Below are 23303 nucleotides of genomic sequence, written 5' to 3'. Positions count from 1 at the left end.
CGGGGAAGCCCACGGCCAAGTTCCCCGCATCCGGGGCGCGGGCTGCGACGCTGCCTGACATGGAAGCGGTGCTCGCGCGGATGCGCGCCCTCGACGAGCGGCTGCCCGCGCACGACGGGGTGGCCGTCTTCAACCGGGTCTACCTGACGGTGACGGAGACCCTGCACCACCGGATCGAACACGGGGGCTTCCCCGCGCCCCGGCGGGCCGAGACCCTCAGCGTGCGCTTCGCCCAGCGGTACCTGACGGCCGTCGAGGCGGAGCGGTCCCCGGCCTGCTGGCGCCCGCTGCTCCAGTACCGCCGCCACCCCGGTGTACGGCCGCTCCAGCACGCCCTGGCCGGGATCAACGCCCACATCGGCCACGACCTGGCCCTCGCGGTGGTGTCCACCTGCCACGCCCTGGACTGCGCGCCCGCCGCGCTGGAAGCCGACTTCGACCGGGTCGGCGACACCCTGGTCAGCCTGGAGGAACGCATCCGGGAGGACCTGATGCCGGGCCCCGACCTGCTGGAGATCGCCGACCCGCTGACGCACCTGCTGGGCTCCTGGAGCCTGGAGCGGGCCCGCGCGGGCGCCTGGGCGGCGGCCCGCCTGCTGTGGACGCTGCGCCGCTCCCCCGAACTGGCCGAGGAGTTCCGCGAGTCCCTCGACGCCGGGGTCGGCCTGGTGGGCCGCTGCCTGCTGACCCCGTCCGCCCCGAAGACCCGTACGAGCCGGGCGTACGCCGACCTGGCCTGACCGCGAGCCCCGCTTCACCGCGCACCGGCTCCGGGTGCACGCCCCATGAGAACGGGCCGCCGCCGCGCTGCTCGCGCGGGGGCGGCCCGTGGCCGTGGGGTCCGAGGAGACTAGTCCTCGGGGAGTTCGACCGGGGCGATCTCGTCGTAGACGTCGCCCGGGCCCGGGTTGGTGGAGTCGGTGGAACCGCCGAGGTGGTGCATGACGCCCCAGACGGCGTTCAGCGCCGTCTGGACCGCGCCCTCGGCCCAGCCGGCCGTCCAGGAGATGTCGTCGCCCGCGAGGAAGATGCCGCGCTTGTCCTCGGGGAGGCGGTCCTGCATGAAGTGGGTGAACAGGCGCCGCTGGTAGCGGTAGTGGCCCGGCAGGTTGGCCTTGAACGCGCCCATGAAGTAGGGCTCGTTCTCCCAGGACACGGTCACCGGGTTGCCGATGACGTGGCGGCGGATGTCGACCTTGGGGTAGATCTCGCCGAGGGACTTCAGCATGACCTCCATCCGCTCGTTCGCGGACAGCGGCAGCCACTTCAGGCTGTCGTCGCACCAGGTGTACGAGAGGCAGATGACGGCGGGCTTGTCCGGGCCGTTGTCCAGCAGGTAGGTGCCGCGGGTCATGCGGTCGGTGAGCGTCATCGACATGACGTCGCGGCCGGTCTCCTCGTCCTTGTCCAGCCAGAACGGCCGGTCGACGGGGATGAACAGCTTGCTGGACTCCATGTAGTGGGTGCGCTCGATCGCCGTCCAGTGGTCGATCGGGAAGAGCGTGTCGTCGCACGCGATCTTCGAGAGCAGCATCCACGACTGGGCGGTGAAGATCGCCGCACGGTAGGTGCGGATGTCGCCGGAGGCGTCGGTGACGGTGATCCGGTTGCCCGCGGTGCGGTGCAGACGGGTCACGGCCGGGCGCGGGGCGCCGTCGTGCAGGGTGGACAGGGAGGTGCCCTGGGCCCAGTGCACGATCTTCTCGGGCTCGCGCTCCCACAGGCGCAGCGGCAGCTGCTGCGAGCCGCCGACGATGCCGCGGTGGTGGTCGTCGGCCTCGGTGTAGACGACGCGCAGGATCTCCAGGATGGAGTTCGGGAAGTCGGTGTCCCAGCCGCCGGTGCCGAAGCCGACCTGGCCGAAGATCTCGCGCTTGCGGAAGGACTGGAAGGCCTCGGACTTGCAGAGGAAGCCGTAGAAGGTCTCGTCGTCGAGCTTCTCGACGAGCTTCGCCCAGATCTCGCGGATGCGCGGGACGTCCCGCTCGCGCATCGCGGTGTTCATGTCGGAGAAGTCGGCGCCCTCGTCCAGGCAGGCGTTCCACGCGGCGGCGACGTCGCGGTAGACCTGCGGGAGGTCGGCGATGGTCTCGGCGTAGTGGGTCTCGCCCTTGAGGTCGACGACCGTCGAGGGGGTGGCCTCGGCGAGCGGGTTCGGGAAGGGCTCCGTGACCAGGCCCACCAGGTCGATGTAGTGCTGGAGGGCGGTGGAGGACGGCGGGAAGCGCATGGCGCCCATCTCCGCGGTCAGGCCCTCGGTGCCGGCGCCCTCGAAACCGACGGTGCGCAGGCGGCCGCCGATCTGGTCGGCCTCGTAGACGACGGGCTTGAGGCCCATCTTCATCAGCTCGTAGGCCGAGATGATGCCGGACAGCCCGCCGCCGATGACGGCGACCTCGGTGCCGTGCTCGGTCGCCGGTATCTGGCCCAGGCCCGCCGGGTGGGCGAGGAAGTCGTCGTAGGCGTACGGGAAGTCCGGCCCGAACATGGTGATCGGGGGCTGACCGTCGCTGTGCGGGACGGCGGTGGTGGGCACCGTGGACGTCATGGGGGTACGTCTCCTTGCGGGCTGAGCAGGCGGGGCAGGGCGGGGGAAGGGGGTGTCCGCGTCCTCAGACGAGGGAGGCGTAGAGCCCCGGGCGGCGGTCGCGCAGGTACGGGTTGTTCTCGCGCGAGGCCGCGAGCAGCTCGGGGTCGGCCACGCCGAACACCAGCTCCTCGCCGCGGCCGGCCCGGGTGCGGGTGACTCCGTCGGGGCTGGCGAGGCAGCTGAGGCCGACGAACTCGAACTCGCCCTCGGGGCCGGTCCGGTTGACGTACGCGATGTACATCTGGTTCTCGAAGGCCCTCACGGGGACCAGCTGTTCGGCGACGAACTGGAACGGGTGCATCTGCGCGGTCGGGACCAGGAGGAGGTCGGTCCCGGCCAGCGCGTGGGCCCGTACGTTCTCGGGGAACTCCACGTCGTAGCAGATCATGATGCCGACGCGGAGGCCGTTCAGGTCCGCCTGGACGACGGGGGTGTCGCCGGGGGTGAAGGCGTCCTGTTCGAAGCAGCCGAAGAGGTGGGTCTTGCGGTAGTTCGCGAGCGCGGTCCCGTCGGGTCCGATGAGCTGCGCGGCGTTGTAGACCGCCCCGCCCGACCGCTCCGGGTAGCCGTACAGGACGGCGATCCCGTGGCGGCGGGCGATCTCGCCGATGGCGACGGCGGACGGGCCGTCGGCCTCCTCGGCGAGGCCGGGGACGTCCTGGAGGTCCAGCGCGTAGCCGGTCAGGAACATCTCCGAGGTCACGAGGAGCCCGGCCCCGCCCTGTGCGGCGCGCGCGGCTTCCTCGTCGAGCTGCTTCAGGTTCCCGGCGGTGTCGCCGAGCCGTCCGGAGCTCTGGAGGAGTGCGGTGCGCAGCGGGGGCATGGGCGTACCTCTGTGACTGGTGGGGTGGGGGTCGTAAAACGGTACGTTCGCGCGTTCGACCGCGACAAGCCGTCACCGTTGCGCTGGGCGCATCGATTCGTTGCGCGTTCGGCGGCCGGTGCGGCGATTCGTTGCGCACGCCCTCCGCGCACCCCGGGAAGGGCCCCCCGGGGCCCGGTTCAGGCGGCCGTCCCGAAGGCCGGATGGGCGCGCAGCCGGCGGACGTACGCCCTGACCCGCGGACCCGCGCCGGACAGCACGGCGGGGTCCGCCAGCGCCACCCACAGGTCCACGTCGGCCAGCGTCGGCCGGTCCCCGAGAGCGTACGGGTGCACGGCGAGCCACCGCTCCAGCAGGGCCAGGGCGGCGGCCCGCTCGGCCCACGGCGCGGCCCCGTCGAGCAGGGCCCGGGCGGCCTCGGCCCGGCGGGCGGGGACGGGCGGGCACAGCTCGGGGCGGCCGGCGAGGCGGACGGCCAGGTCCTCGAGGATGTCGGGGGTGTGGTCGCTGACGACGCGGCCGCTCCAGGTGTCGCACAGGGCGGGCCCGCCCTGTGCGGGGTCGTAGGGGTGGCCCGCGGCCTCGTAGGCCCGGCGCAGGGCGGCGTGGGTGGCGGGCGGGCCGAGCAGGGTGGCGGCGACCGGCACGGCCGGCCCCAGCAGGGCGAGGGCGGTGCGCACGCGCAGCGAGCGCGGACATCCGGTGGAGAGGTAGAGGTGGTAGCGGTGGGGCACGGGCGAGAACCCGGCCCCGATCCGGCCGCGGGGGGCGGGGACGGGGGCGGTGCGGGGCAGGACCATCTGGATCATGACTCTCCTGGGGACGACCCTCCCCTGGCGGGGGCGGGCGGGCGAGGACGGGGTCTGCGCACACGACGGTGCCCCGCCGATCCAGCCCCGCCAGGGGGCACCTCCCAGCGGTAGCTGGGGGAGTTTGAGGCGCGGGGTCCGGGGCGGAGCCCCGGGATACGGCGAAAGGGCGGGGCGGGGAGCGGCTCCGCGCAGCGGCACCCCCGACCCCGGCCGCGCACGGCGGCGCACCGCCCGACGGGACGGGACGGGCGGCGGGTACGACGGCGGGGACGGGGACGGAAGGGCGGCGGTCCGCTCAGCGGGACAGGGCCACGGCGCTGCACACCCGCAGCAGGTCGATGTGCAGGCGGCGCGTCAGCCACCAGCGACGACGGGTCCGTGCCCGCGCGCCGGGTGTCCGTGCCGTGTCCATCGATCCCATGAAATCGACCTGCTCCTCAGGGGCCCTCGGGCATAACCTGCCCATGACGGGCGCCGACGGCCGGAACTCCGTCGTCCCCCGCAGTCTCGTGGCGCGGGCGGGGGCCGTCAAGAAGGCGGTCGAGCCCGGCGCAGGCCGTCCGACGGAAGGATTCCTCCACCCCATGTCATCCGAGAACGCCGCCCCGCTCGACAATCCGGTGTGGGCGGCCCTGACCGGCCCGCACCGGGCCTTCGCACTGTTCGCCGGACCGGGTCCCGGCGGGGCGGGCGGGCGCGCGGCCCGCTACCTGCCGGAGGCGAATCCTTTCGCTGCTCTCGCCGACCCGGACGACCCGCGTTCCTGGGCGGACCTCGCGGCGCTGGCCGGGCCGGGCGGAGAGGTGTGGCTGACCGGTCTGCCGACGCCGCCGCCCGGCTGGGAGACGGTGCTGAGCATTCCCGGTGTGCAGCTGGAGGGGCGGGCGGTACGGGGTGAGGCGGCGCCCGAGGCGGTGCGGCTCGGGGCGGCGGACGTACCGGAGATGCTGGAGCTGGTGGAGCTGACCGAGCCGGGGCCGTTCCTGCCCCGGACCGTGGAGCTGGGCACGTACCTCGGGATCCGTCACGAGGGGCGGCTCGTCGCGATGGCCGGGGAGCGGATGCGGCCGCCCGGCTGGACGGAGATCAGCGCGGTGTGCACCCATCCCGACCACCGGGGCGAGGGGCTGGCGGGGCGCCTGGTGCGGGCGGTGGCCGCGGGGATCCGCGAGCGGGGCGACGTACCGTTCCTGCACGCGGCGGCCTCGAACACGGGCGCCGTGCGGCTGTACGAGTCGATGGGCTTCGTCCTGCGCCGCGAGCCGGTCTTCATCGGGGTGCGCGCGCCGGACGGGGCATGAAGTTACCGGACGGTAACGCGCCTTAACACGGGGTTCATTGAGTGCCGCCGGAGTCTCCCGTAGCGTCGTGGTCACGGGAGCGCAGGCGGCGGACAGGGCGGCTGTAGCGGTGAACACGTTGCAGATCAGCGGCCGTCCGGCCCTCCGCCGCGCTCCCGTACTCAGCTCACGCCCTCGACCCCGGAGGAGACGGTCTAGGCCGGTGCGCCCGAGGTGAAGCGGCGCAGCAGCGGGGAGAGGACCAGCACGGACTTGGTGCGCTCCACGAAGGGCTCGCCCGCGATCCGTTCGAGGACCCGCTCGAAGTGCCTCATGTCGGAGGCGAAGACCTGGACGAGGGCGTCCGCGTCGCCGGTGACGGTCGACGCGGACACCACCTCGGGGTACCGCTCCAGCCCTCGCCGGATGTCGTCCGGCGAGGTGTTGTGGCGGCAGTAGATCTCGATGAAGCCCTCGGTCTCCCACCCCATCGCGGCGGGGTCCACGCGGACCGTGAAGCCGGTGATGGCTCCCTCCGCACGCAACCGGTCGACGCGCCGCTTGACGGCGGGGGCGGAGAGCCCGACCTCGGAGCCGATGTCCGCGTAGGAGCGGCGGGCGTCCTCGGCGAGGGCGTGCACGATGCGTTCGTCGAGATCGTTCAGTCGCACTGCGGGTGGATCACTTCTCTGCTGTGGCCAGTTCGGAGCGGCGGATGCCGTACAGGAAGTAGAACACGAGGCCCGCGGCCATCCAGCCACCGAAGACGATCCACGTGGCGGTATCGAGGCTGAACATCATGTAGCCGCAGGCCAGGACGCCCAGGATCGGGGTGACGGGGAAGAGCGCCACCTTGAAGGTGCGCGGCATGTCCGGGCGCGTCCGGCGCAGGATGACGACGGCGACGTTGACCAGGCCGAAGGCGAAGAGGGTGCCGATGCTGGTGGCGTCGGCGAGCTTGCCCAGCGGGATGAAGGCCGCCAGGGTGCCGCAGAAGAGGGAGACGATCACCACGTTGGCGCGGGGGGCGCCGGTCTTCGGGTTGACCTTGGCGAAGACCTTGGGGACCAGGCCGTCGCGGGACATGGCGAAGAGGATGCGGGTCTGGCCGTAGAGGACGGCGAAGACGACGGACGCGATGGCGACGACGGCGCCGGCGGCGAGGACGACACCCCAGAAGGTGTGGCCGGAGACGTCGGTCATGATCTGGGCGAGCGCGGCCTCGGTGCCCTCGAAGTCCTGCCACGGCATGGCGCCGACGGCGACGAAGGCGACGAGGACGTACAGGACGGTGACGATGCCCAGCGAGAGCATGATCGCGCGGGGCAGGTCCTTCTTCGGGTTCTTGGCTTCCTCACCGGCGGTGGAGGCGGCGTCGAAGCCGATGTAGGAGAAGAAGAGGGTGGAGGCGGCGGCGCTGATGCCGGTGACGCCCAGCGGGGCGAGCGGGGCGTAGTTGCCGGCCTTGATGCCCATGAAGCCGATGCCGATGAAGAGCACCAGGGTGACGATCTTGACGCCGACCATGATCGAGTTGATGCGGGCGCTCTCCTTGGCGCCGCGCATCAGGAAGACCATGGCGAGCAGGACGACGACCAGCGCCGGCAGGTTGATGAAGCCGCCCTCGCCGAGGGGAGCGGAGACGCCCTCGGGGATGGTGATGCCTATGGTGCCGTCGAGGAGCTCGTTGAGGTACTCGCCCCAGCCGACGGCGACCGCCGCGACGGACACGCCGTACTCCAGGACCAGGCACCAGCCGCAGACCCAGGCGACGAGCTCGCCCATGGTGGCGTAGGAGTACGAGTACGAGGAGCCGGAGACCGGGACCGAGCCGGCCAGCTCCGCGTAGGAGAGGGCCGAGAAGAGCGCGGTCAGGCCCGCGATGACGAAGGAGATCGTCACGGCGGGGCCGGCCTTGGGGGCGGCGGTGCCGAGGACGACGAAGATGCCGGTGCCCAGGGTGGCGCCGATGCTGATCATCGTCAGCTGCCACATGGTGAGCGAGCGGCGCAGGGAGCCGCCCTCGCCCTGGCCGCCCTCGGCGACCAGCCGCTCGACCGGCTTGCGCCGCCACAGCGGGTTGACGGGCTTGCCGGACTCGGACGTGAGCGGTGGCGCCTGGCCGTGATCGAGCACGAAGGGACTCCTTTGACACTGCGGATGGGGACTGTCAGGCGTCGACCGCAGCGATCCGGAGCAGTTGACAGGCAGGGCTGGGCCCTGTCTGGGCATGGGGGGACCGCCGAGCAGGCGGTCCGCGCCACTCCACGTACAGCGAGTGAGCCTACGAGCTGAGTGATACCGCCCGTAATGCACCATCCTTGCACATTGGCGAACAATCATTGCGCGGATCTGCCCGGGATGGTCGTTTGTTGCGCGCAGATGATCGATCACTGCGTAGCCCCCTCCAGGGCCCCCCGACCCCCTTTCCTTGACAGCTCGTCAGATCTGTCGCAGCGTCCCGTGGTGCCGTACCCCACGATCGGAGGCGAAGAGTGAGAGGACCCGGCCCGCACGAGCTGTGGCTGGACCCCGAACCGTTCCTGCGCGGGGTCGCCTGGATGCACGAGGGCCGCCCCGTGCGCGCCGACCCGGCCGACACCATGCGGCTGCCCTGGGACACCGGCGAGCGGGCCACCCTGCCCATAGGGGTGCGCCTGGAGTTCTCCACCGACTCGGCGCACGCGGTCGAGGTCCGCTACCGGGCCACCGTGCCCGGCCCCACCGACACCCTGCGCGACCTCGCGCACGGCTTCTCCCTGTGGAACCGGCACGGCCCGCTCACCGAGGTCTTCACCGAGCCCGCCGCGGAGTCCGTCGTACGCCTCGAGCTGCCCCGGCAGCGCGGACCGTTCACCCTGCACCCGCCCGAGAACCAGTCCCCGCTGATCCTGGGCCTGCGCGGGATCGGCGGAGACCTCGCCCCCGCGCCCGCCGGCCCCCGCTGGGTCGTCCACGGCGACTCCATCACCGAGGGCTGGTGGTCCACCCGGCCCGCCCACGGCTGGCCCGCCGTCGCCGGCCGGGCGCTCGGCTGGGACACGGTCAACCTCGGCTACGCGGGCGCCGCGCGCGGCGAGCTCGCCACCGCCGAACAGCTGGCCACTCTCCCCGCCGACCGCCTGACCCTCGCGTTCGGCACGAACTGCTGGTCCCGCGTCCCCTTCTCGGCGCCCCTCCTCTACGAGACCACCCGCACGTTCCTCGACCTGGTCCGCCAGGGCCACCCGCGCACCCCCCTGCTGCTCCTCTCCCCCGTGCTGCGCCCCGACGCCGAACGCACCCCGAACCGGCTCGGCGCCACCCTGGGCGCCCTGCGCGACGCCATGGAGCGGGCCACCCGCGACCGGATCGCCGCCGGGGACGGCCGCCTCGCCCTGCTGCCGGGCCGTGACCTGCTGGGACCCGAACACCTCGCCGACGGCCTGCACCCCAACGACGCCGGACACCGCACCCTGGGCCTCGCTGTGGCCACGGCCGCGCGGCGGTCCGGGTTCGACGGCGAGTGAGTGAAACACGTCATACCGCCCGCACTGAACAGATCGCTCCCCCCGTCCCGTGTTCTGCGCAAGTTGCCGAGGATCCGGCGACGGAACCTCAGACACCACACGTGGGAGAGATCAACATGGGCATCAAGCGCGGAACTTCCCTGGCCGCCGTCGCAATCGCCGTCGTCCTCACGGCGACGGCCTGCGGCGGTGACGACAAGGCGGCCGACGCGGTCAAGCCCGCCGGGGCCACCGCGGCCCAGGACGCCGGCGCCGACCCCTACGGCAGCGAGAAGCCGTCGGCCGACCCGGCCGCGGGCGGGGCGGGCGGGGCCGCCGCCGCCAAGCCGGCCGGCCAGCTGGCGATCTCCGCCACCGACGCGCTCGGCTCCGTCCTCACCGACAGCGCCGGCTTCACCCTGTACCGCTTCGACAAGGACACCGCCAAGCCGCCGGCCTCCAACTGCGACGGCGACTGCGCGAAGACCTGGCCCGTCGTCGCGGCGGGCGACGTCTCCGCCGCCTCCGGCATGGACCCCGCCCTGCTGGGCGAGGTGGTCCGCAAGGACGGCAGCAAGCAGCTGACGGTGGCCGGCTGGCCCGCGTACCGCTTCTCCAAGGACACCAAGGCCGGTGACCTGAACGGGCAGGGCGTCGGCGGCACCTGGTTCTCCTTCGCCCCCGACGGCAAGAAGGCCGCCAAGCCCGCCGCGCCCGCCCCCGCGCCCGCCGGCGCCGGCCAGACCGCCGGCGCGCTGACCGTGGCCAAGGACCCCAAGCTCGGCGACCACATCGTCGACGGCAACGGCATGACCGTCTACCGCTTCAAGCCGGACACCGCCTGGCCGATGGTCTCCAAGTGCGAGGGCGACTGCGTGGCCAAGTGGCCGGTGGTCCCGCCGGTGGACAAGGCCAACGCCAAGGGCATCATCGAGAAGAACTACCTGGTGCTGGACCGCCCCGACGGCAAGAAGCAGCAGACGGTCAACTGCTGGCCCGTCTACACCTTCACCGGCGACAAGAAGGCCGGCGACACCAACGGGCAGGGCGTCGGCGGCACCTGGTACGCCGTGGCCCCCGACGGCAAGCTCATCACCGTCCAGTAGCCCGCCCCCTCCCCCCTGTGGTCCGCGCGGCCCCCGCCCTCCTCCCCCCGGGCGGGGGCCGCGCACCGTTTCCCGGCGGGGAGGCGTTCCCTACACTCGGCCCCATGCTGCGCGTACTGGCCGTCGACGACGAGAAACCGCTCCTGGAGGAACTCCTCTACCTGCTGCGCTCCGACCCCCGGGTGCGCAGCGCGGAGGGCGCCTCGGACGCCACCGAGGCGCTGCGCCGCATCACGCGGGCACTGGAGAGCGGACCGGACGGGCCCGACGGCATCGACGTCGTGTTCCTCGACATCCAGATGGCCGGGCTGACCGGACTGGACATCGCCCGGCTGCTGTCCGGGTTCGCCAGGCCGCCGCTGATCGTGTTCGTCACCGCCCACGAGGGCTTCGCCGTACAGGCCTTCGACCTCAAGGCCGTGGACTACGTGCTCAAGCCGGTGCGGCCGGAGCGGCTGGCCGAGGCCGTACGGCGGGCCCGGGCGCTGCTGGGGCAGCCCTCCCAGGCGCCGGAGGCCCCGGCCCCGCCGGCGGCGGAGCCGACCGTCCCGGCGCAGCGCCGGGCCGCGCCCGAGGTGGTCGTCGCGGACCGCACCCCGGAGCAGATCGCCGTCGAACTGGGCGGGGTCACGCGGTTCGTGGCCATCGCGGACATCGCGTACGTCGAGGCGCAGGGCGACTACGCCCGGCTGCACACCGACGAGGGCAGCCACCTGGTGCGGATCCCGCTGTCCACGCTCGAGGAACGCTGGGCGGCGCGCGGGTTCGTCCGGATCCACCGGCGCCACCTGGTCGCGCTGGGCCGCATCGACGAACTCCGCATGGACGCGGGCACGACGAGCGTCCGCGTCGGAGCCGCGGAACTCCAGGTGAGCCGCCGCCACGCACGCGAACTCCGCGACCTCCTGATGCGCCAGGCCACGGGCTGACCCCGCCCGGGGCTCCCGGCGGGCGGTCGCGTACGGCTGACGGACCGGCAGACCGCTGTGCCCGTTCGACCCGTCTTGGCGGCCGTACGACCCCGCCCCGCGACCGTCCGGCGTACCGGGACGCCGTTCGTCGCGCCGGGACGGGCGTACGGCGATCCGCCCGGCCGTCGGACCGCCGCCGGACCGGGCCGCGCGTATCGTGGATCTTCCGGCCCGGGAGGAGCGAGATGTCCGAGATCCAGGCGCTGCTGGACGCGCTGACCGGACTGCCCCGGACCCGGGCCTCCGGCCCCGCCGAGGCCGAGGTGCTGCTGGCCCGGCTGCGCAGTGCGGCCGCCCGCTGGGCCGACGTCCTGTACGAGGCCCAGGAGGGCACCCGCCAACAGCTCCCGCCGCGCGCGGAGGCGGCCCTGCGCCTGGCGTTCCGCCGCGCGGAGGAGTCGTACGTGGAACTGGAGATCGCCCTGCGCGACTGCGCGGAACACCGCGACCCGGCCCGCTGACCCCGAGGGCGGCGCCTGAGCGGCGGGGCCTGAGGGGCGGGGCCGCCGCCGGGGTGCCCCTCCTCCGCCCGGCCGGGGCACGGGCAGGGGCCGGAACGGGTCTGTTGTGGGGTTCCGGGCGCTGCGTACACTCCGGGGATCCCCTCCCCCGGCCGAAGGACCCCCGGTGAACCAGACGTACGCGCTGACCGCGGTCACCGTCGTCGTCCTGGTCACGGTGCTGGTCGGTGCGCTCGGGCTGCGGATATCCCGGACCACCTCCGACTTCTACGTCGCCTCCCGCACCGTCGGCCCCCGCCTGAACGCCGCCGCCATCAGCGGGGAGTACCTCTCCGCCGCCTCCTTCCTCGGGGTCGCCGGCCTGGTGCTGCTCCAGGGGCCGGAGATGCTCTGGTACCCCGTCGGGTACACGGCCGGGTACCTGGTGCTGCTGGCGCTGGTCGCGGCCCCGCTGCGGCGCTCGGGCGCGTACACGCTGCCCGACTTCGCGGAGGGCCGGCTCCAGTCGCAGGCGGTGCGGCGGATCGCGGTCGCCTTCGTCCTCGGGGTCGGCTGGCTGTACCTGCTGCCGCAGCTCCAGGGGGCGGGGCTGACCCTGGAGGTGCTGACGGGGGCGCCGCGCTGGGTCGGCGGGGTGGTCGTCGCCTTCGTGGTCACGGCGGCGGTCGCGGCGGGCGGGATGCGCAGCATCACCTTCGTGCAGGCCTTCCAGTACTGGCTGAAGCTCACCGCCCTGCTGGTGCCCGCCTTCTTCCTGATCGCCGCCTGGGCGGGCGACGGCGCCCCGCGCGCCTCCTTCGACGCCCCGGCCGTCTTCCGCGAGCACACCGCCGTCACGGTCGGCGAGGACCTGCGGCTGTCCCTGGACGCGCCGCTCACGGTGACGGTGACGGGCCAGGTCGACGGGCGGTCCTACGCCGCCGCCCCGCTGGAGCTGACCGCCGGGCAGCACTCCGTACGGGCCCGCACCCGGCTGGAGTTCACCTCCGGCAGCGTGGTGCCGGTACCGGACGCCCGCGCCGGGGCCGGCGCCGACCGGGACGTGCCCGGCTGGTCGAAGCCGCTGTCCGGGGACGGCCGCGAGCACCGGCTGTACGCCACGTACGGGCTGATCCTGGCCACCTTCCTCGGCACCATGGGCCTGCCCCACGTCGCGGTGCGCTTCTACACCAGCCCCGACGGCCGGGCCGCCCGCCGCACCACCCTGGTCGTGCTGGGCCTGCTCGGGGTCTTCTACCTGCTGCCGCAGGTGTACGGGGCCCTCGGCCGGATCTACGCCCCCGAGCTGGCCCTCACCGGGGACGCGGACGCGGCGGTGCTGGTGCTGCCGGAACGGATGCTGGGCGGGCTGCTCGGCGAGCTGCTGGGGGCCCTGCTGGCCGGGGGCGCCTTCGCGGCGTTCCTCTCGACGGCCTCGGGGCTGACCATGGCGGTGGCCGGGGTGCTGCACCAGGACGTGCTGCCCCGGCGCGGGCTGGGCAGTTTCCGGCTGGCGGTGGTGGTGGCGCTCGCGGTGCCGCTGGCGGGTGCGGCGACGGCCACGCACGTGCCGGTGGCGGACGCGGTGGGGCTGGCGTTCGCGGTGTCGGCGTCGTCCTTCTGCCCGCTGCTGGTGCTCGGGATCTGGTGGTCGGGGCTGACCCCGCCGGGTGCGGTGGCCGGGCTCCTCACCGGCGGCGGCGCCGCCCTGGGGGCGGTGGTGGTGACCCGCTGCGGGCTCGCTCCGGCGGGCTGGGCGCACGCCCTGCTGGCGTGGCCGGCGGTGTGGTCGGTGCCGCTCGGGTTCCTGACGATGGTGCTGGTGTCGCTGGCCACCCGGTCCCGGATCCCGGCCGGTACGGCGGCCGCGCTGGCCCGGCTGCACCTGCCCGAGGACGTGGCGGGGGACCGTGCGGCGGGGGGTGCCCGGTGAGCGCGGCGGTGCTCGCGGTGGCGGCCGTCGCGGCGGCCGCGGTGCTGCTGGGTCTGGGCTGGGCAGCGGGCCGCCGGTACGCCGGCCGGGGCAGGCGTACGGCCGGCCCGGCTCTGGGCACGCCGGTGGAGCGGGCCACCTTCCACACGCTGCACACCGCCTCGCTGGCCGCTCCCCCGCTGCGCGCCGGGCTCACCGAGGACGCCGCCCGCAAGGCCGCCCGGCGGCTGCGGTCGCTGCTCGGGACGGAGGCGCTGTGCCTGACGGACCGGGAGGCGGTGCTGGCCTGGGACGGTCCGGGCGCCGACCACCACCAGCGGCGGGCGATGGCCCGGGTGGCGCTGATGCTGGAGTCGGGGCGCAGCCAGAGCGTGCGCACGGACTGCCAGCGGCCCGACTGCCCGCTGAAGTGGGCGGTGTTCGCGCCGCTGACCGGTGAGGACGGGGTGCTGGGGGCGCTGGTGGCCTACGGTTCGCGGGAGTCGGCGGTGCTGGTGCGGGCGGCGACGGAGGTTGCGCGCTGGGTGTCCGTACAGCTGGAGCTGTCGGAGCTGGACCGGGCGCGGACCCGGCTGATGGAGGCGGAGATCAAGGCGCTGCGGGCGCAGATCTCCCCGCACTTCATCTTCAACTCCCTCGCGGCGATCGCCTCGTTCGTACGGACGGACCCGGAGCGGGCGCGGGACCTGCTGCTGGAGTTCGCGGACTTCACGCGCTACTCCTTCCGGCGGCACGGGGACTTCACCACACTGGCCGAGGAGCTGCGGTCGATCGAGCAGTACCTCGCCCTGGCCGGGGCCCGGTTCGGGGACCGGCTGAAGGTGACCTTGCAGGTGGCTCCGGAGGTGCTGCCGGTGACGCTGCCGTTCCTGTGCCTGCAGCCGCTGGTGGAGAACGCCGTGAAGCACGGGCTGGAGGACTCCACGCAGGAGTGCCGGATCACGATCGCGGCCCGGGACGCCGGTTCGGAGGCGGTGCTGACCATCGAGGACAACGGGGTGGGGATGGATCCGGCGCTGCTGCGGCGGATCCTCGCCGGGGAACGGTCCGGTTCCTCGTCCGGGATCGGGCTGCCCAATGTCGACGAGCGGCTGCGGCAGGTGTACGGGGACGCCCACGGGCTCGTCATCGAAACGGGTGTCGGCGCGGGCATGAAGATCACGGTACGGCTGCCCAAATACCGTGCGGGCGTGCATACTTCGGTTCCCGGAAGCGGCAGAACCCGGGTCGAGGCGGCCGGTCCGTGGCATCCTTCCGATGGCGCGGCTTGACCGGAGGGGCGGCCGACGTGCGGGTCGGGCGGGAAGCTCATCGAGAAGTCCAGCGGGAGGTCCGGCGGGAAGTCCGGCGCGAGCTCCAGCGGGAAGAGTTACGGGAATGGGTGCGCGGGAGCGTGCGCTCCGGCGGCGTCCTGGTCGTGGAGGGCGAACCCGGCGCGGGCCGGACCCGTTTCGTGCGGGAGGCGCTGGCCGAGGCGGCCGCGCTGGGTGTCACCGCCCGGTACGGGGCCGCGGAGGCCCTCGCGACGGGGCTGCCGATGCGGGCGGTACTGGACTGCGTGCACCCGGGGAACGGCTCCGGCGAGCGGGCCGCGGTGATCGCCCTGCTGCGGGAGGCCGAGGCGGCCGAACGGCCCGGCGGGGCGCTGCTGGCGGCGATGGACCTGCTGGTGGCGACGGTCGAGGGACGGTGTGCGCGCGGGCCGCTGCTGCTCGTGCTGGACGACCTGCAATGGGCGGACCCGCAGAGCCTGCTGGTGTGGCGCCGCCTGGGCCGGGCCGCCCGCGCGGGCCGGCTGCCGCTGCTGCTGGCGGCGGCCCGCCGGCCACTGCCCCGGCGGCCGGAGGTGGAGCGGCTGTGCGCGGAGCCCGGTACGCGGGTGCTGCGGCTCGGACCGCTGTCCCCGGCGGAGGCGGCCGAGCAGCTGCGGGAGCTGCTCGGGGCGGAGCCGGGGCCCCGGCTGCGGGAGGCGGCCGAGCGGGCCGGGGGCAACCCGCGGCTGCTGCGGGACCTGGCCGGGCAGTGGGCGGGGGCGGTGCGGATCTCCGCCGGGGTCGCCGAACCGAGAGCCGGCCGGGGGGACCTGCCCCCGCCGCCCGCCTCCGTGACCCGGGGGCTGGACTACCTCTCCCGGGCGGCCTGTGCCTGCCTGCGGCACGCGGCGCTGCTGGGCCCGCGGTTCACGGCGCGCGAGCTGGCCCTCGTACAGGCACGGCCGGTGCGGGAGCTGCTCGGGGAGCTGGAGGAGCCGCTGCTGGCGGGGCTCCTGGAGGACACCGGGGAGCAGCTGCGCTTCCGGCATCCGGCGCTCCGCCAGGCCCTGTACCTGGACACGCCCGCCTCCGTGCGGGCGGCCCTGCACCAGGACGCGGCGCGGGCCTTCGCGGCGGCGGGCCTGGATCCGGCGCGGACCGCCGAACAGCTGCTGGCGGGCGGGGTGCCGGACGCGTGGGCGGTGGGCTGGCTGGCGGAGTCGGCCAAGGAGCTGCTGCCGGTGGCTCCGGACGCGGCGGCGGAGCTGCTGGAACGGGCGCTGGAGCGCGGCCCGCGCGAGGACCCGCGGGCGCGGGACGCGCTGGAGGAGAACCTCGCGGACGCGGCGCTGCTGCTGCGCCGCCCGGAGTCGGTGGACCTGCTGGACGCCCTGCGCGCGCGGGCCCGTGATCCGGACCGGCGGGCGGCGCTGGCCTTCAAACTGGTGTCGGCGCTGATGATCCAGGGCGACATGGAACGGTGCCTGGCGGTGACGGAACGGGCCCTGGAGGAGTCCTTCCCCTCCGTCTCCTACCGGCTGCGCCTGGAGGCCTGCCGGGTGCTCGCGCTGGCCGATCTGGGGCGCCCGCGCCAGGCGTGGGAGCTGGCCGGGCCGGTGGTGGCGCAGGCGGCCGCGCTGGACGATCCGCTGTGCGGGGCGGAGGCGCAGCACGCGATGGCCTTCGCGCTGTTCCACCTGCGGCGGGGCCGGGAGTCGCTGCGGCACATCGCGGAGGGGATCGGGTACGCCCGGCGGTCGGCGGAGGCGGACGACATGCGGCTGCTGCTGCTCGCCAACCAGGCGGAGGGGCACATGAGCTTCGACGAGCCGGAGGTGGTCGCGGCGGCGCTGGCGGAGGCGCGGGAGCTGGCGGCGCGGACCCGTTCGACGGGGCGGCTGGTGGTGACGGAGACCCGGCTGGCGGAGTTCCGCTACCGGCTCGGGGACTGGGACGGGGCCCTGGCAGGGGTGGCGCGGGCGGACGGCCTGCCGGTGTCGGACGGCTGGCTGCCGGTGGTCGTACGGGGCCTGCGGGCGCTGGTCCTCGGCCACCGGGACGAACGGGAGCGGGCCGGGGAGGAGCTCGCGGCCCTGCCGGAGGGTGCCTTCGCCTCGGCGGCGGCCCGCCGCTACGCGGCCCATGTGCTGTTGGCCCGGGCCCTGTTGGCGGAGCGGGACGGCCGCCCGGAGCTGGCCCGCGACGCGCTGCTGCCGGCGCTGGCGGCGGGCCCTGAGGAGGCCACCGTGCACGACCGGCCCTGGGTGCTGTCGGAGCTGGTGCGCCTGGCGCTGGAGTGCGGGGACACGGCGACGGCGCGGGCGGCGGTGGCGGCGTGCGCCCGGGCGGCGGCGGAGCTGGCCGAGTACCCGGGTCCGGGGCTGGCCCTGCTGCGCTGCCGGGGGCTGTTCGCGCAGGATCCGGAGCTGCTGGCCCGGGCGGTGGCGCGGGCGGGGCGCGGCGGGTGGCCGCTGGTGCTGGGGCACACCCTGGAGGACCTCGCGGTGGCGCGGGCCTGGCACGGCGACCTGGCGGGGGCCCGGGAGTCCCTGACGCGTGCGGTGGCCGCGTACGAGGAGCTGGGCGCCCGGTGGGACGTGGCGCGGGCCGATGCCCGGCTGCGGAGTCTGGGGGTGCGCAGGGGCAGCCGGTCGGCGCGGCGGCGCGCGTCCAGCGGCTGGGAGGCGCTGACGCCGGCGGAGCTGAAGGTGGCGGAGCTGGTGGCGCAGGGGCGGTCGAACCCGCAGATCGCGCGGGCGCTGTTCCTGTCCCCGCGGACGGTGCAGACGCACGTCTCGCACATCCTGGCCAAGCTCCAGGTCCGGACCCGGGCGGGGGTGGCCGCGCAGGCGGCTCAGGCCGGGGTCCGGCCGTAGCCGGGGAGCAGTTCGCGCAGGCTCCGCAGGGCGTAGTGGGCCCGCGACTTCACGGTCCCGGCGGGCACGCCCAGCACGTCGGCGGCCTCGCGGACGGAGGCCCCGCGGAAGTAGAGCTGGACCAGCACGGCCCGGTGCTCGCGGGTCAGGGAGCCCAGCGCCCGGTGCAGGTCGAGGGCGGCGACGGACTGCTCGGTGCGGTCGTCGGCGGCCGGGGACTGGTCCAGGGCGTCGGGCCCGACCTCGGCGGGCCGCGACAGGCGGGCCCGGCGGGCGTCGATGGCCAGGCGCCGGGCGACGGTGTACAGCCAGGGGCGTAAGGAGACGTGGTCGGTGTTCTCCAGGGCCTCCGGATGCTTCCAGGCCCGGAAGAGGGTCTCCTGTACGAGGTCCTCGGCGCGGTGCCGGTCCCCGTAGGTCAGTGCGAGGAGGAAACCGAGGAGGGCCTTGCCGTGCTCACGGTGGAGCCGCGCGAGGGCCTGCTCGTCGGCGGTGCGGCGGGCGAGGGCGATGGTCACCGGGGTCACCCCTTCCGGGTCGGATGACCTGAGCGTGACCGACCCGGAGCGCCGAGTTATCCGCCGCCTGGCGTATCCCCCTCCCTCTGCGCCGACCGGTCCCCCCGCCACGCCGAACGGTCGAACGGCCGCAGCGCCGGCCGCGCGGGGGTAGGGGCACCGGTCCCCGAACCACTCAGGCCGCGCCTGACGCGGGGCGGGCCGGGCCGGGTGCGGGGGTGCGCGTACGCGGGGCGGCGCGGGTGCACGGGGCGCGGGTGCACGGGTGCACGGGGCCTCGAGGTACGCGGGGCCGCAGCATGCCCGGGCCGCACCGGTGCCCAGGTGCGCGCAGTGGCGCGGGTGCCGCTGCGCGGGGCTGTCCCCTACCCGCCCTTCCACCGTTCCCCGGGCTCCGCCCGGACCCCGCGCCTCAAACGCCGGCGAGGCTGAGAGGCCGGACCAGTCCAGCCCCTCCGGCGGCAAGGCTCACATCCGGGCTCAGCCAAATCCAGCCCCGCCGGCGTTTGAGGCACGGGCCCGGGCAGAGCCCGGAAAAGCCGGCGCAGCCCGCTTCGGCCCCGCCGTCGGCGGACGCGCAGGCCCGGGCCCAGCCAAACCCAGCCCCGCCGGCGATTGAGGCGCGGGCCCGGGCAGAGCCCGGAAAGGCCGGCGCGGCCGGAATGCGCGTGGCCCCGGCCTCGTCCGGGTGGGACGGGGGCCGGGGCCACGTGGGAGGGGACTAGCTCCAGCTGGCGTGGAGGGGCTTGCCCTCGGCGTAGCCGGCGGCGGACTGGATGCCGACCACGGCCTTCTCCTCGAACTCCGCGAGGGACCCGGCCCCGGCGTAGGTGCACGAGGAGCGGACGCCCGCGATGATCGAGTCGATCAGGTCCTCGACGCCCGGCCGCGCCGGGTCGAGGAACATGCGCGAGGTGGAGATGCCCTCCTCGAACAGCCCCTTGCGGGCCCGGTCGTACGCCGACTCCTCCGACGTGCGGTTCTGCACCGCGCGCGCGGAGGCCATGCCGAAGGACTCCTTGTACAGGCGGCCGTCGGCGGACTGCTGGAGGTCGCCCGGGGACTCGTAGGTCCCGGCGAACCAGGAGCCGATCATGACGTTGGCCGCACCGGCGGCCAGCGCCATCGCCACGTCGCGCGGGTGGCGGACGCCGCCGTCGGCCCACACGTGCTTGCCGTACTTCTTCGCCTCGGCCGCGCACTCCAGCACCGCGGAGAACTGCGGGCGGCCCACGCCGGTCATCATGCGGGTGGTGCACATGGCGCCGGGGCCCACACCGACCTTGATGATGTCGGCGCCGGCGTCGATGAGGTCCTTGACGCCCTCGGCGGCGACGATGTTGCCGGCGACGATCGGGACGTTCGGGTCCAGCGCGCGGACGGCCTTGATCGCGTTGATCATCGATTCCTGGTGGCCGTGCGCGGTGTCGATGACGAGCGTGTCGACGCCCGCGTCGAGGAGCTGCTTGGCCTTCTGCACGAAGTCGCCGTTGATGCCGACGGCCGCGGCGATGCGCAGCTTGCCGTTGGCGTCGACCGCGGGGGTGTACAGCGTCGCGCGCAGCGCGCCCTTGCGGGTCAGGATGCCGACGAGCTTGCCGTCCTTGTCGACGGCCGGGGCCAGCTTGCGGTGGCCGGCGTCGAGCTGGTTGAAGGCCTCGCGGGGGTCGATGTCGGCGTCGATGAGCAGGAGCTCCCTCGACATGACCTCGGAGAGCTGGGTGAAGCGGTCGACGCCGGTGAGGTCGTGGTCGGTGACGACGCCGACGGGGCGGCCCTCGCCGTCGACGACGATCCCGGCGCCGTGGGCGCGCTTGGGCAGCAGGGACAGCGCGTCGGCGACGGTCTGGGTGGGCGCCAGCGTGATCGGGGTGTCGAGCACGAGGTGGCGGGTCTTCACCCAGGAGATGACGTCGGTGACGACCTCGATCGGAATGTCCTGGGGGATGACGACGATTCCACCGCGGCGGGCGACGGTCTCGGCCATCCGGCGGCCCGCGATGGCGGTCATGTTCGCCACGACGAGCGGAATGGTGGTGCCGGTGCCGTCGGGCGAGGAGAGGTCGACGCCCTGCCGGGAGCCGACCGCGGAGCGGCTCGGCACCATGAACACATCGTCGTACGTCAGGTCGTACGGCGGCTTCGAGTCATTGAGGAAACGCACGTGCTGAACATCCCAGTCGATCGGAGGTACCTCGACGGGTCAGCCGAGGAAACGCACGTACTTCATTCTCCCATGTCCGGGGGTTTACGCCGCCCGGGCCGATCGTCCAGGACATACCGGGCCGTGTGGTGGCTTCCTACGGGACCTTGGTCCCGGCGGCGGGGATCGGCGGTCCGGCCGAGACTGGTGGAAGGGGGTCCCCTTGATGAGACGAGGAACCATGTCGGCAGCGATCACGCGGGAAGAGACCCCCGTCGCCCTGGAGGGCGGCGGCGTGGAACTGCGGATGAAGGAGATCGGCGGCGACCTGACCGTGGCCTTCGTCCACTTGCCGGAGGGTACGGACCTCACGGAGGCGGTCAAGGGGCAGCCGGACGACCGGTGCCAGTGCCCGCACTGGGGTTATCTCCTCAAGGGCCGGCTGAAGATGCGTACGGCGTCCGGGGACGAGGTGTACGAGGCGGGCCAGGCCTTCTACTGGGCGCCGGGGCACGTCCCGCTGGCCCTGACGGACGTGGACTACGTGGACTTCTCGCCGAGCCGGGAGTTCCGGGAGGTCATCGACCACGTGAAGGCGCGGATGGGCTGAACGCTCCCGTCGGGCCGGTGGACGGGGCCGCACCCGCCGGCCAGCGGGAGGACGGAGCCGCCGTGGCGGACGGCGGTGAACTCGGCGGCGATGGCCAGGGCCGTCTCCTCGGGGGTGCGCCCGCCCAGGTCGAGGCCGATGGGGGATCTGAGCCGGGCCAGGGCGGCCTCCGGCACCCCCTCGGCCCGTAGTCGCGCGGTGCGTTCCTCGTGGGTGCGCCGCGATCCCATGGCTCCGACGTAGGCCAGCGGCAGCCCGAGCGCCAGCGTCAGCAGCGGTACGTCGAACTTGGCGTCGTGGGTGAGGACGCACACGGCCGTACGGGTGTCCAGGCGCCCGGCGTCCCGTTCCGCGGCCAGGTGCCGGTGCGGCCAGTCGACGACCACCTCGTCGGCGCCGGGGAACCGCTCGGGGGTCGCGAAGACGGGCCGGGCGTCGCAGACGGTGACGCGGTGTCCGAGGAAGGCGCCGATGCGGGCGAGGGCGGAGGCGAAGTCGACGGCCCCGTAGACGAGCAGCCGGGGCGGTTCGGCTGCGGATTCGACCAGCAGGGTCAGGGGCTGCCCGCACAGGCCGCCGGCGGTGCCGAGTTCGGCGGTGCCGGTGCGGCCGGCGAGCAGCAGGGCCCTGACGCGGCCGGCGGCGGCCCGGTCGAGGGCCTCGCCGCCGTCGAGGCCGCCTTCCCAGGTGCCGTCGGCGTGGACGGCGAGGGCCCGGCCGAGCTGGCGGGGCGGGCCGGAGACGACCCGGGCCAGCGCGGCCCGGGCGCCGGTGGCGGCGGCGTCCAGGACCGAGCGGAGCACGGGCCGCACGGGGTCCTGTCCGCGTACCGGGGTCACCAGCACGTCCAGGACTCCGCCGCAGGTCAGCCCGACCGCGAAGGCGTCGTCGGCGCTGTACCCGAAGCGGTGCACGCCGCCCTCGCCGGAGGCGATGGCCTCCAGGCACAGTTCGTGCACGGCGGATTCCACGCAGCCCCCGGAGAGGGAGCCGAGTGCGGTGCCCCCGGCGTCGACGGCGAGGGAGGCGCCCGGTCCGCGCGGGGCGCTGCCGCTGACGGCGACGACGGTGGCGAGCGCGAACGCGCGGCGCTCGGCGCACCAGGTCCGCAGCGGGGCGGCGATGTCGAGCATCAGCGGATGTACTCGCGGCGCGCGGACTGACCGGGGATGAGCGGTCTCGGCGGCAGGACGGCGGGCGGCCGGGCGGGTGCGAGGGGGCCCCGGTAGCGGCCGGGGGTGACCGGGCTCACCGGGTCGGTGCTGCCGCCGGCGCTCAGCAGCCGGGCGGCGTGGGCCACGCTGGCGAGGGTGGCGTGGTGGTGCCAGCCGCGGAAGGAGCGGCCCTCGAAGTCACGGATGCCGACCGGTTCGCAGGTCTCGGTGAAGTCCAGGGAGACCCGGTCGGTGAGTTTGGCCAGCAGGAAGAGCTGGGCGAGCGGCCGGTCGCCGATGTTGGTGATCCAGAACTCGGAGGGCAGCAGGGCGGCTTCGCTCCAGGCGCCCACCAGCAGCAGCGGGGTCGGCGGGACGGGCACGGGGCGGTCCTCGCTGGGGGTGGCGAGGATGCCGGCGGAGGTGAGCAGGGTCACCGCTCCCTCGGCGCGGCCGTGCCGGGTCCATTCGACGACCCTGCGCTGGGAGCGCAGCGAGTCGATCAGTTCGCGTGCGGGGGCGGTGTGCGGCCCCGGCTTGTGGCGGCCGGCGCCGCCGAAGGAGACGGGCAGGGTGCCGTCCACCTTGAGGACGAAGGGGATGTCCTGGAGGGCGAAGGCCTCGATGGTCTGCGGGAGGTCGGTGTTGGAGACCTCCATGACGACGGGCCGGCGCTGGAGCTGCCAGGTCGCCGCCATGCGCTGTACGGCGTGCACGGCGTCCTGGGCGGGGGTCAGGGAGCGTGCGGTGTCGGGTATGCCGGCCCGTCGGCGGCGCAGCAGTTCGCTGGTCCAGGGCCCGGGGAGGGTGAGGGTCCATTCGACGGGGAAGCTCGCTTCGCTGGAGGCGAGCCAGATGCCTCCGGCCTGCTGACAGTTGGCGGTGCGGCCGAGCTGGGGGACGAACTGCCGGCCGACGCCGACGGAACGGTCGCCGGCCTTCTCGATGACCATGGGCTGCACCACCCAGGCGAGGGGGCGTTGCGCGGTGCGCTCCAGGTGCTGGGCGAGGGACCGGCGTACGGGGGTCCAGTCCCACGGGGACTTGCTGATGAACTGCTGGAGGCTCTGCTCGACGGAACTGGCCCCTGTTCCGGCGATGTTACGGATTGTTTTCTTCCCGCTGGTCCGCACGAGGCCGTTCAGATAAACGCGGGCCCAGTTTCGCTGGTCCCGCCGGGGTAAGGATTCGAAGAACAGCGAGATCAGTACGTCGATCAATTCGGAGATTTCCTTCGTGGAATCCTCCGGCAGGACTACGCGAGCCATCTGGGCCTCCCCCGCGACCACTTAGATCCTTGACCCTA

General features: G+C 74.2%; 20 protein-coding genes. 10 read left to right on the top strand and 10 right to left on the bottom strand.

All coding sequences use genetic code 11. The annotated features are described in order from the left end of the window. The first annotated feature begins 59 nt into the window (after positions 1-59). Positions 60-740, top strand: coding sequence for a DUF5995 family protein (locus OOK31_RS29325; RefSeq protein ID WP_267090374.1), 681 nt, complete (start codon positions 60-62; stop codon positions 738-740). 110 nt (positions 741-850) lie between these two features. Here OOK31_RS29325 and OOK31_RS29320 read toward each other — a convergent pair whose 3' ends face one another. From OOK31_RS29320 to OOK31_RS29305, 4 genes are all read right to left on the bottom strand, one after another. Then, entirely contained in the window at positions 851-2548 is a 1698-nt protein-coding gene (locus OOK31_RS29320) for an NAD(P)/FAD-dependent oxidoreductase (protein ID WP_267090373.1), read from the bottom strand. 64 nt (positions 2549-2612) lie between these two features. After that, positions 2613-3413: a carbon-nitrogen hydrolase family protein gene (locus OOK31_RS29315; RefSeq protein ID WP_267090372.1), complete on the bottom strand. Its 801-nt coding sequence runs from the start codon at positions 3411-3413 to the stop codon at positions 2613-2615. Positions 3414-3592: 179 nt separating this feature from the next. Beyond that, positions 3593-4222 (bottom strand): glutathione S-transferase family protein, encoded by a 630-nt coding sequence (locus OOK31_RS29310; protein WP_267090371.1) that lies wholly within the window; start codon positions 4220-4222, stop codon positions 3593-3595. Between the two features lie 298 nt (positions 4223-4520). Then, a complete protein-coding gene (locus tag OOK31_RS29305; protein WP_267090370.1) occupies positions 4521-4646 on the bottom strand; it encodes a hypothetical protein in 126 nt (41 codons plus the stop codon). Between the two features lie 163 nt (positions 4647-4809). Between OOK31_RS29305 and OOK31_RS29300 the strand changes: the two genes are divergently transcribed. Continuing rightward, the gene (locus tag OOK31_RS29300) at positions 4810-5526 is read left to right on the top strand and encodes a GNAT family N-acetyltransferase (RefSeq protein WP_267090369.1); all 717 of its coding nucleotides are present in this window, start codon (positions 4810-4812) and stop codon (positions 5524-5526) included. 194 nt (positions 5527-5720) lie between these two features. Here OOK31_RS29300 and OOK31_RS29295 read toward each other — a convergent pair whose 3' ends face one another. Together OOK31_RS29295 and OOK31_RS29290 are read right to left on the bottom strand one after the other, a co-directional pair. Beyond that, positions 5721-6176: an Lrp/AsnC family transcriptional regulator gene (locus OOK31_RS29295; protein WP_007262967.1), complete on the bottom strand. Its 456-nt coding sequence runs from the start codon at positions 6174-6176 to the stop codon at positions 5721-5723. A 10-nt stretch (positions 6177-6186) separates the two neighbouring features. Then, the gene (locus OOK31_RS29290; RefSeq protein WP_267090458.1) at positions 6187-7581 is read right to left on the bottom strand and encodes an amino acid transporter; all 1395 of its coding nucleotides are present in this window, start codon (positions 7579-7581) and stop codon (positions 6187-6189) included. A gap of 419 nt (positions 7582-8000) precedes the next feature. On the opposite strand from OOK31_RS29290, the gene OOK31_RS29285 reads away from it, so the two are divergent. From OOK31_RS29285 to OOK31_RS39455, 7 genes are all read left to right on the top strand, one after another. Next, complete coding sequence (locus OOK31_RS29285) at positions 8001-9014, top strand: GDSL-type esterase/lipase family protein (protein WP_267090368.1); 1014 nt, start codon at positions 8001-8003, stop codon at positions 9012-9014. 116 nt (positions 9015-9130) lie between these two features. Continuing rightward, entirely contained in the window at positions 9131-10099 is a 969-nt protein-coding gene (locus OOK31_RS29280; RefSeq protein ID WP_267090457.1) for an SCO0930 family lipoprotein, read from the top strand. 104 nt (positions 10100-10203) lie between these two features. Then, on the top strand, positions 10204-11028 hold the full coding sequence (locus OOK31_RS29275; RefSeq protein WP_267090367.1) for a LytTR family DNA-binding domain-containing protein: 825 nt from the start codon (positions 10204-10206) through the stop codon (positions 11026-11028). 227 nt (positions 11029-11255) lie between these two features. Continuing rightward, entirely contained in the window at positions 11256-11531 is a 276-nt protein-coding gene (locus OOK31_RS29270) for a hypothetical protein (protein ID WP_267090366.1), read from the top strand. Positions 11532-11697: 166 nt separating this feature from the next. Next, a complete protein-coding gene (locus tag OOK31_RS29265; RefSeq protein ID WP_267090365.1) occupies positions 11698-13443 on the top strand; it encodes a cation acetate symporter in 1746 nt (581 codons plus the stop codon). Next, positions 13440-14714 carry a histidine kinase gene (locus tag OOK31_RS29260; RefSeq protein ID WP_267090364.1) on the top strand — a complete coding sequence of 425 codons (1275 nt, stop codon included), beginning with the start codon at positions 13440-13442 and terminating at the stop codon, positions 14712-14714. The genes OOK31_RS29265 and OOK31_RS29260 overlap by 4 nt, the downstream gene beginning before the upstream one ends. Continuing rightward, on the top strand, positions 14687-17572 hold the full coding sequence (locus tag OOK31_RS39455) for a LuxR C-terminal-related transcriptional regulator (protein WP_323188266.1): 2886 nt from the start codon (positions 14687-14689) through the stop codon (positions 17570-17572). Before OOK31_RS29260 ends, OOK31_RS39455 begins: the two co-directional genes overlap by 28 nt. On the opposite strand, the gene OOK31_RS29245 is transcribed toward OOK31_RS39455, so the two are convergent. Both OOK31_RS29245 and OOK31_RS29240 read right to left on the bottom strand, forming a co-directional pair. Beyond that, positions 17551-18084, bottom strand: a complete 534-nt coding sequence (locus OOK31_RS29245) for a sigma-70 family RNA polymerase sigma factor (protein ID WP_267090455.1) — start codon at positions 18082-18084, stop codon at positions 17551-17553. The genes OOK31_RS39455 and OOK31_RS29245 overlap by 22 nt on opposite strands. A gap of 727 nt (positions 18085-18811) precedes the next feature. Beyond that, positions 18812-20254, bottom strand: coding sequence for a GuaB1 family IMP dehydrogenase-related protein (locus OOK31_RS29240; protein ID WP_267090363.1), 1443 nt, complete (start codon positions 20252-20254; stop codon positions 18812-18814). A 220-nt stretch (positions 20255-20474) separates the two neighbouring features. Between OOK31_RS29240 and OOK31_RS29235 the strand changes: the two genes are divergently transcribed. After that, positions 20475-20843: a hypothetical protein gene (locus OOK31_RS29235; protein ID WP_267090362.1), complete on the top strand. Its 369-nt coding sequence runs from the start codon at positions 20475-20477 to the stop codon at positions 20841-20843. On the opposite strand, the gene OOK31_RS29230 is transcribed toward OOK31_RS29235, so the two are convergent. Both OOK31_RS29230 and OOK31_RS29225 read right to left on the bottom strand, forming a co-directional pair. Then, positions 20774-21976, bottom strand: a complete 1203-nt coding sequence (locus OOK31_RS29230; protein WP_267090361.1) for an XdhC family protein — start codon at positions 21974-21976, stop codon at positions 20774-20776. The genes OOK31_RS29235 and OOK31_RS29230 overlap by 70 nt on opposite strands. Beyond that, positions 21976-23265 (bottom strand): transposase, encoded by a 1290-nt coding sequence (locus tag OOK31_RS29225; protein ID WP_267090360.1) that lies wholly within the window; start codon positions 23263-23265, stop codon positions 21976-21978. The genes OOK31_RS29230 and OOK31_RS29225 overlap by 1 nt, the downstream gene beginning before the upstream one ends. Positions 23266-23303 lie beyond the last annotated feature (38 nt).

The organism is Streptomyces sp. NBC_00249 (assembly GCF_026342355.1).
Classification (GTDB): domain Bacteria; phylum Actinomycetota; class Actinomycetes; order Streptomycetales; family Streptomycetaceae; genus Streptomyces.
This window is presented reverse-complemented; position numbering and strand designations above follow the sequence as displayed.

Coding starts and splice junctions, on each gene's coding strand:
- OOK31_RS29315 (WP_267090372.1), bottom strand. CDS start 3,413: ATGCCCCCGCTGCGCACCGCACTCCTCCAGAGCTCCGGACGGCTCGGC.
- OOK31_RS29280 (WP_267090457.1), top strand. CDS start 9,131: ATGGGCATCAAGCGCGGAACTTCCCTGGCCGCCGTCGCAATCGCCGTC.
- OOK31_RS29230 (WP_267090361.1), bottom strand. CDS start 21,976: ATGCTCGACATCGCCGCCCCGCTGCGGACCTGGTGCGCCGAGCGCCGC.
- OOK31_RS29320 (WP_267090373.1), bottom strand. CDS start 2,548: ATGACGTCCACGGTGCCCACCACCGCCGTCCCGCACAGCGACGGTCAG.
- OOK31_RS29235 (WP_267090362.1), top strand. CDS start 20,475: ATGTCGGCAGCGATCACGCGGGAAGAGACCCCCGTCGCCCTGGAGGGC.
- OOK31_RS29275 (WP_267090367.1), top strand. CDS start 10,204: ATGCTGCGCGTACTGGCCGTCGACGACGAGAAACCGCTCCTGGAGGAA.
- OOK31_RS29225 (WP_267090360.1), bottom strand. CDS start 23,265: ATGGCTCGCGTAGTCCTGCCGGAGGATTCCACGAAGGAAATCTCCGAA.
- OOK31_RS29305 (WP_267090370.1), bottom strand. CDS start 4,646: ATGGGATCGATGGACACGGCACGGACACCCGGCGCGCGGGCACGGACC.
- OOK31_RS29300 (WP_267090369.1), top strand. CDS start 4,810: ATGTCATCCGAGAACGCCGCCCCGCTCGACAATCCGGTGTGGGCGGCC.
- OOK31_RS29270 (WP_267090366.1), top strand. CDS start 11,256: ATGTCCGAGATCCAGGCGCTGCTGGACGCGCTGACCGGACTGCCCCGG.
- OOK31_RS29310 (WP_267090371.1), bottom strand. CDS start 4,222: ATGATCCAGATGGTCCTGCCCCGCACCGCCCCCGTCCCCGCCCCCCGC.
- OOK31_RS29325 (WP_267090374.1), top strand. CDS start 60: ATGGAAGCGGTGCTCGCGCGGATGCGCGCCCTCGACGAGCGGCTGCCC.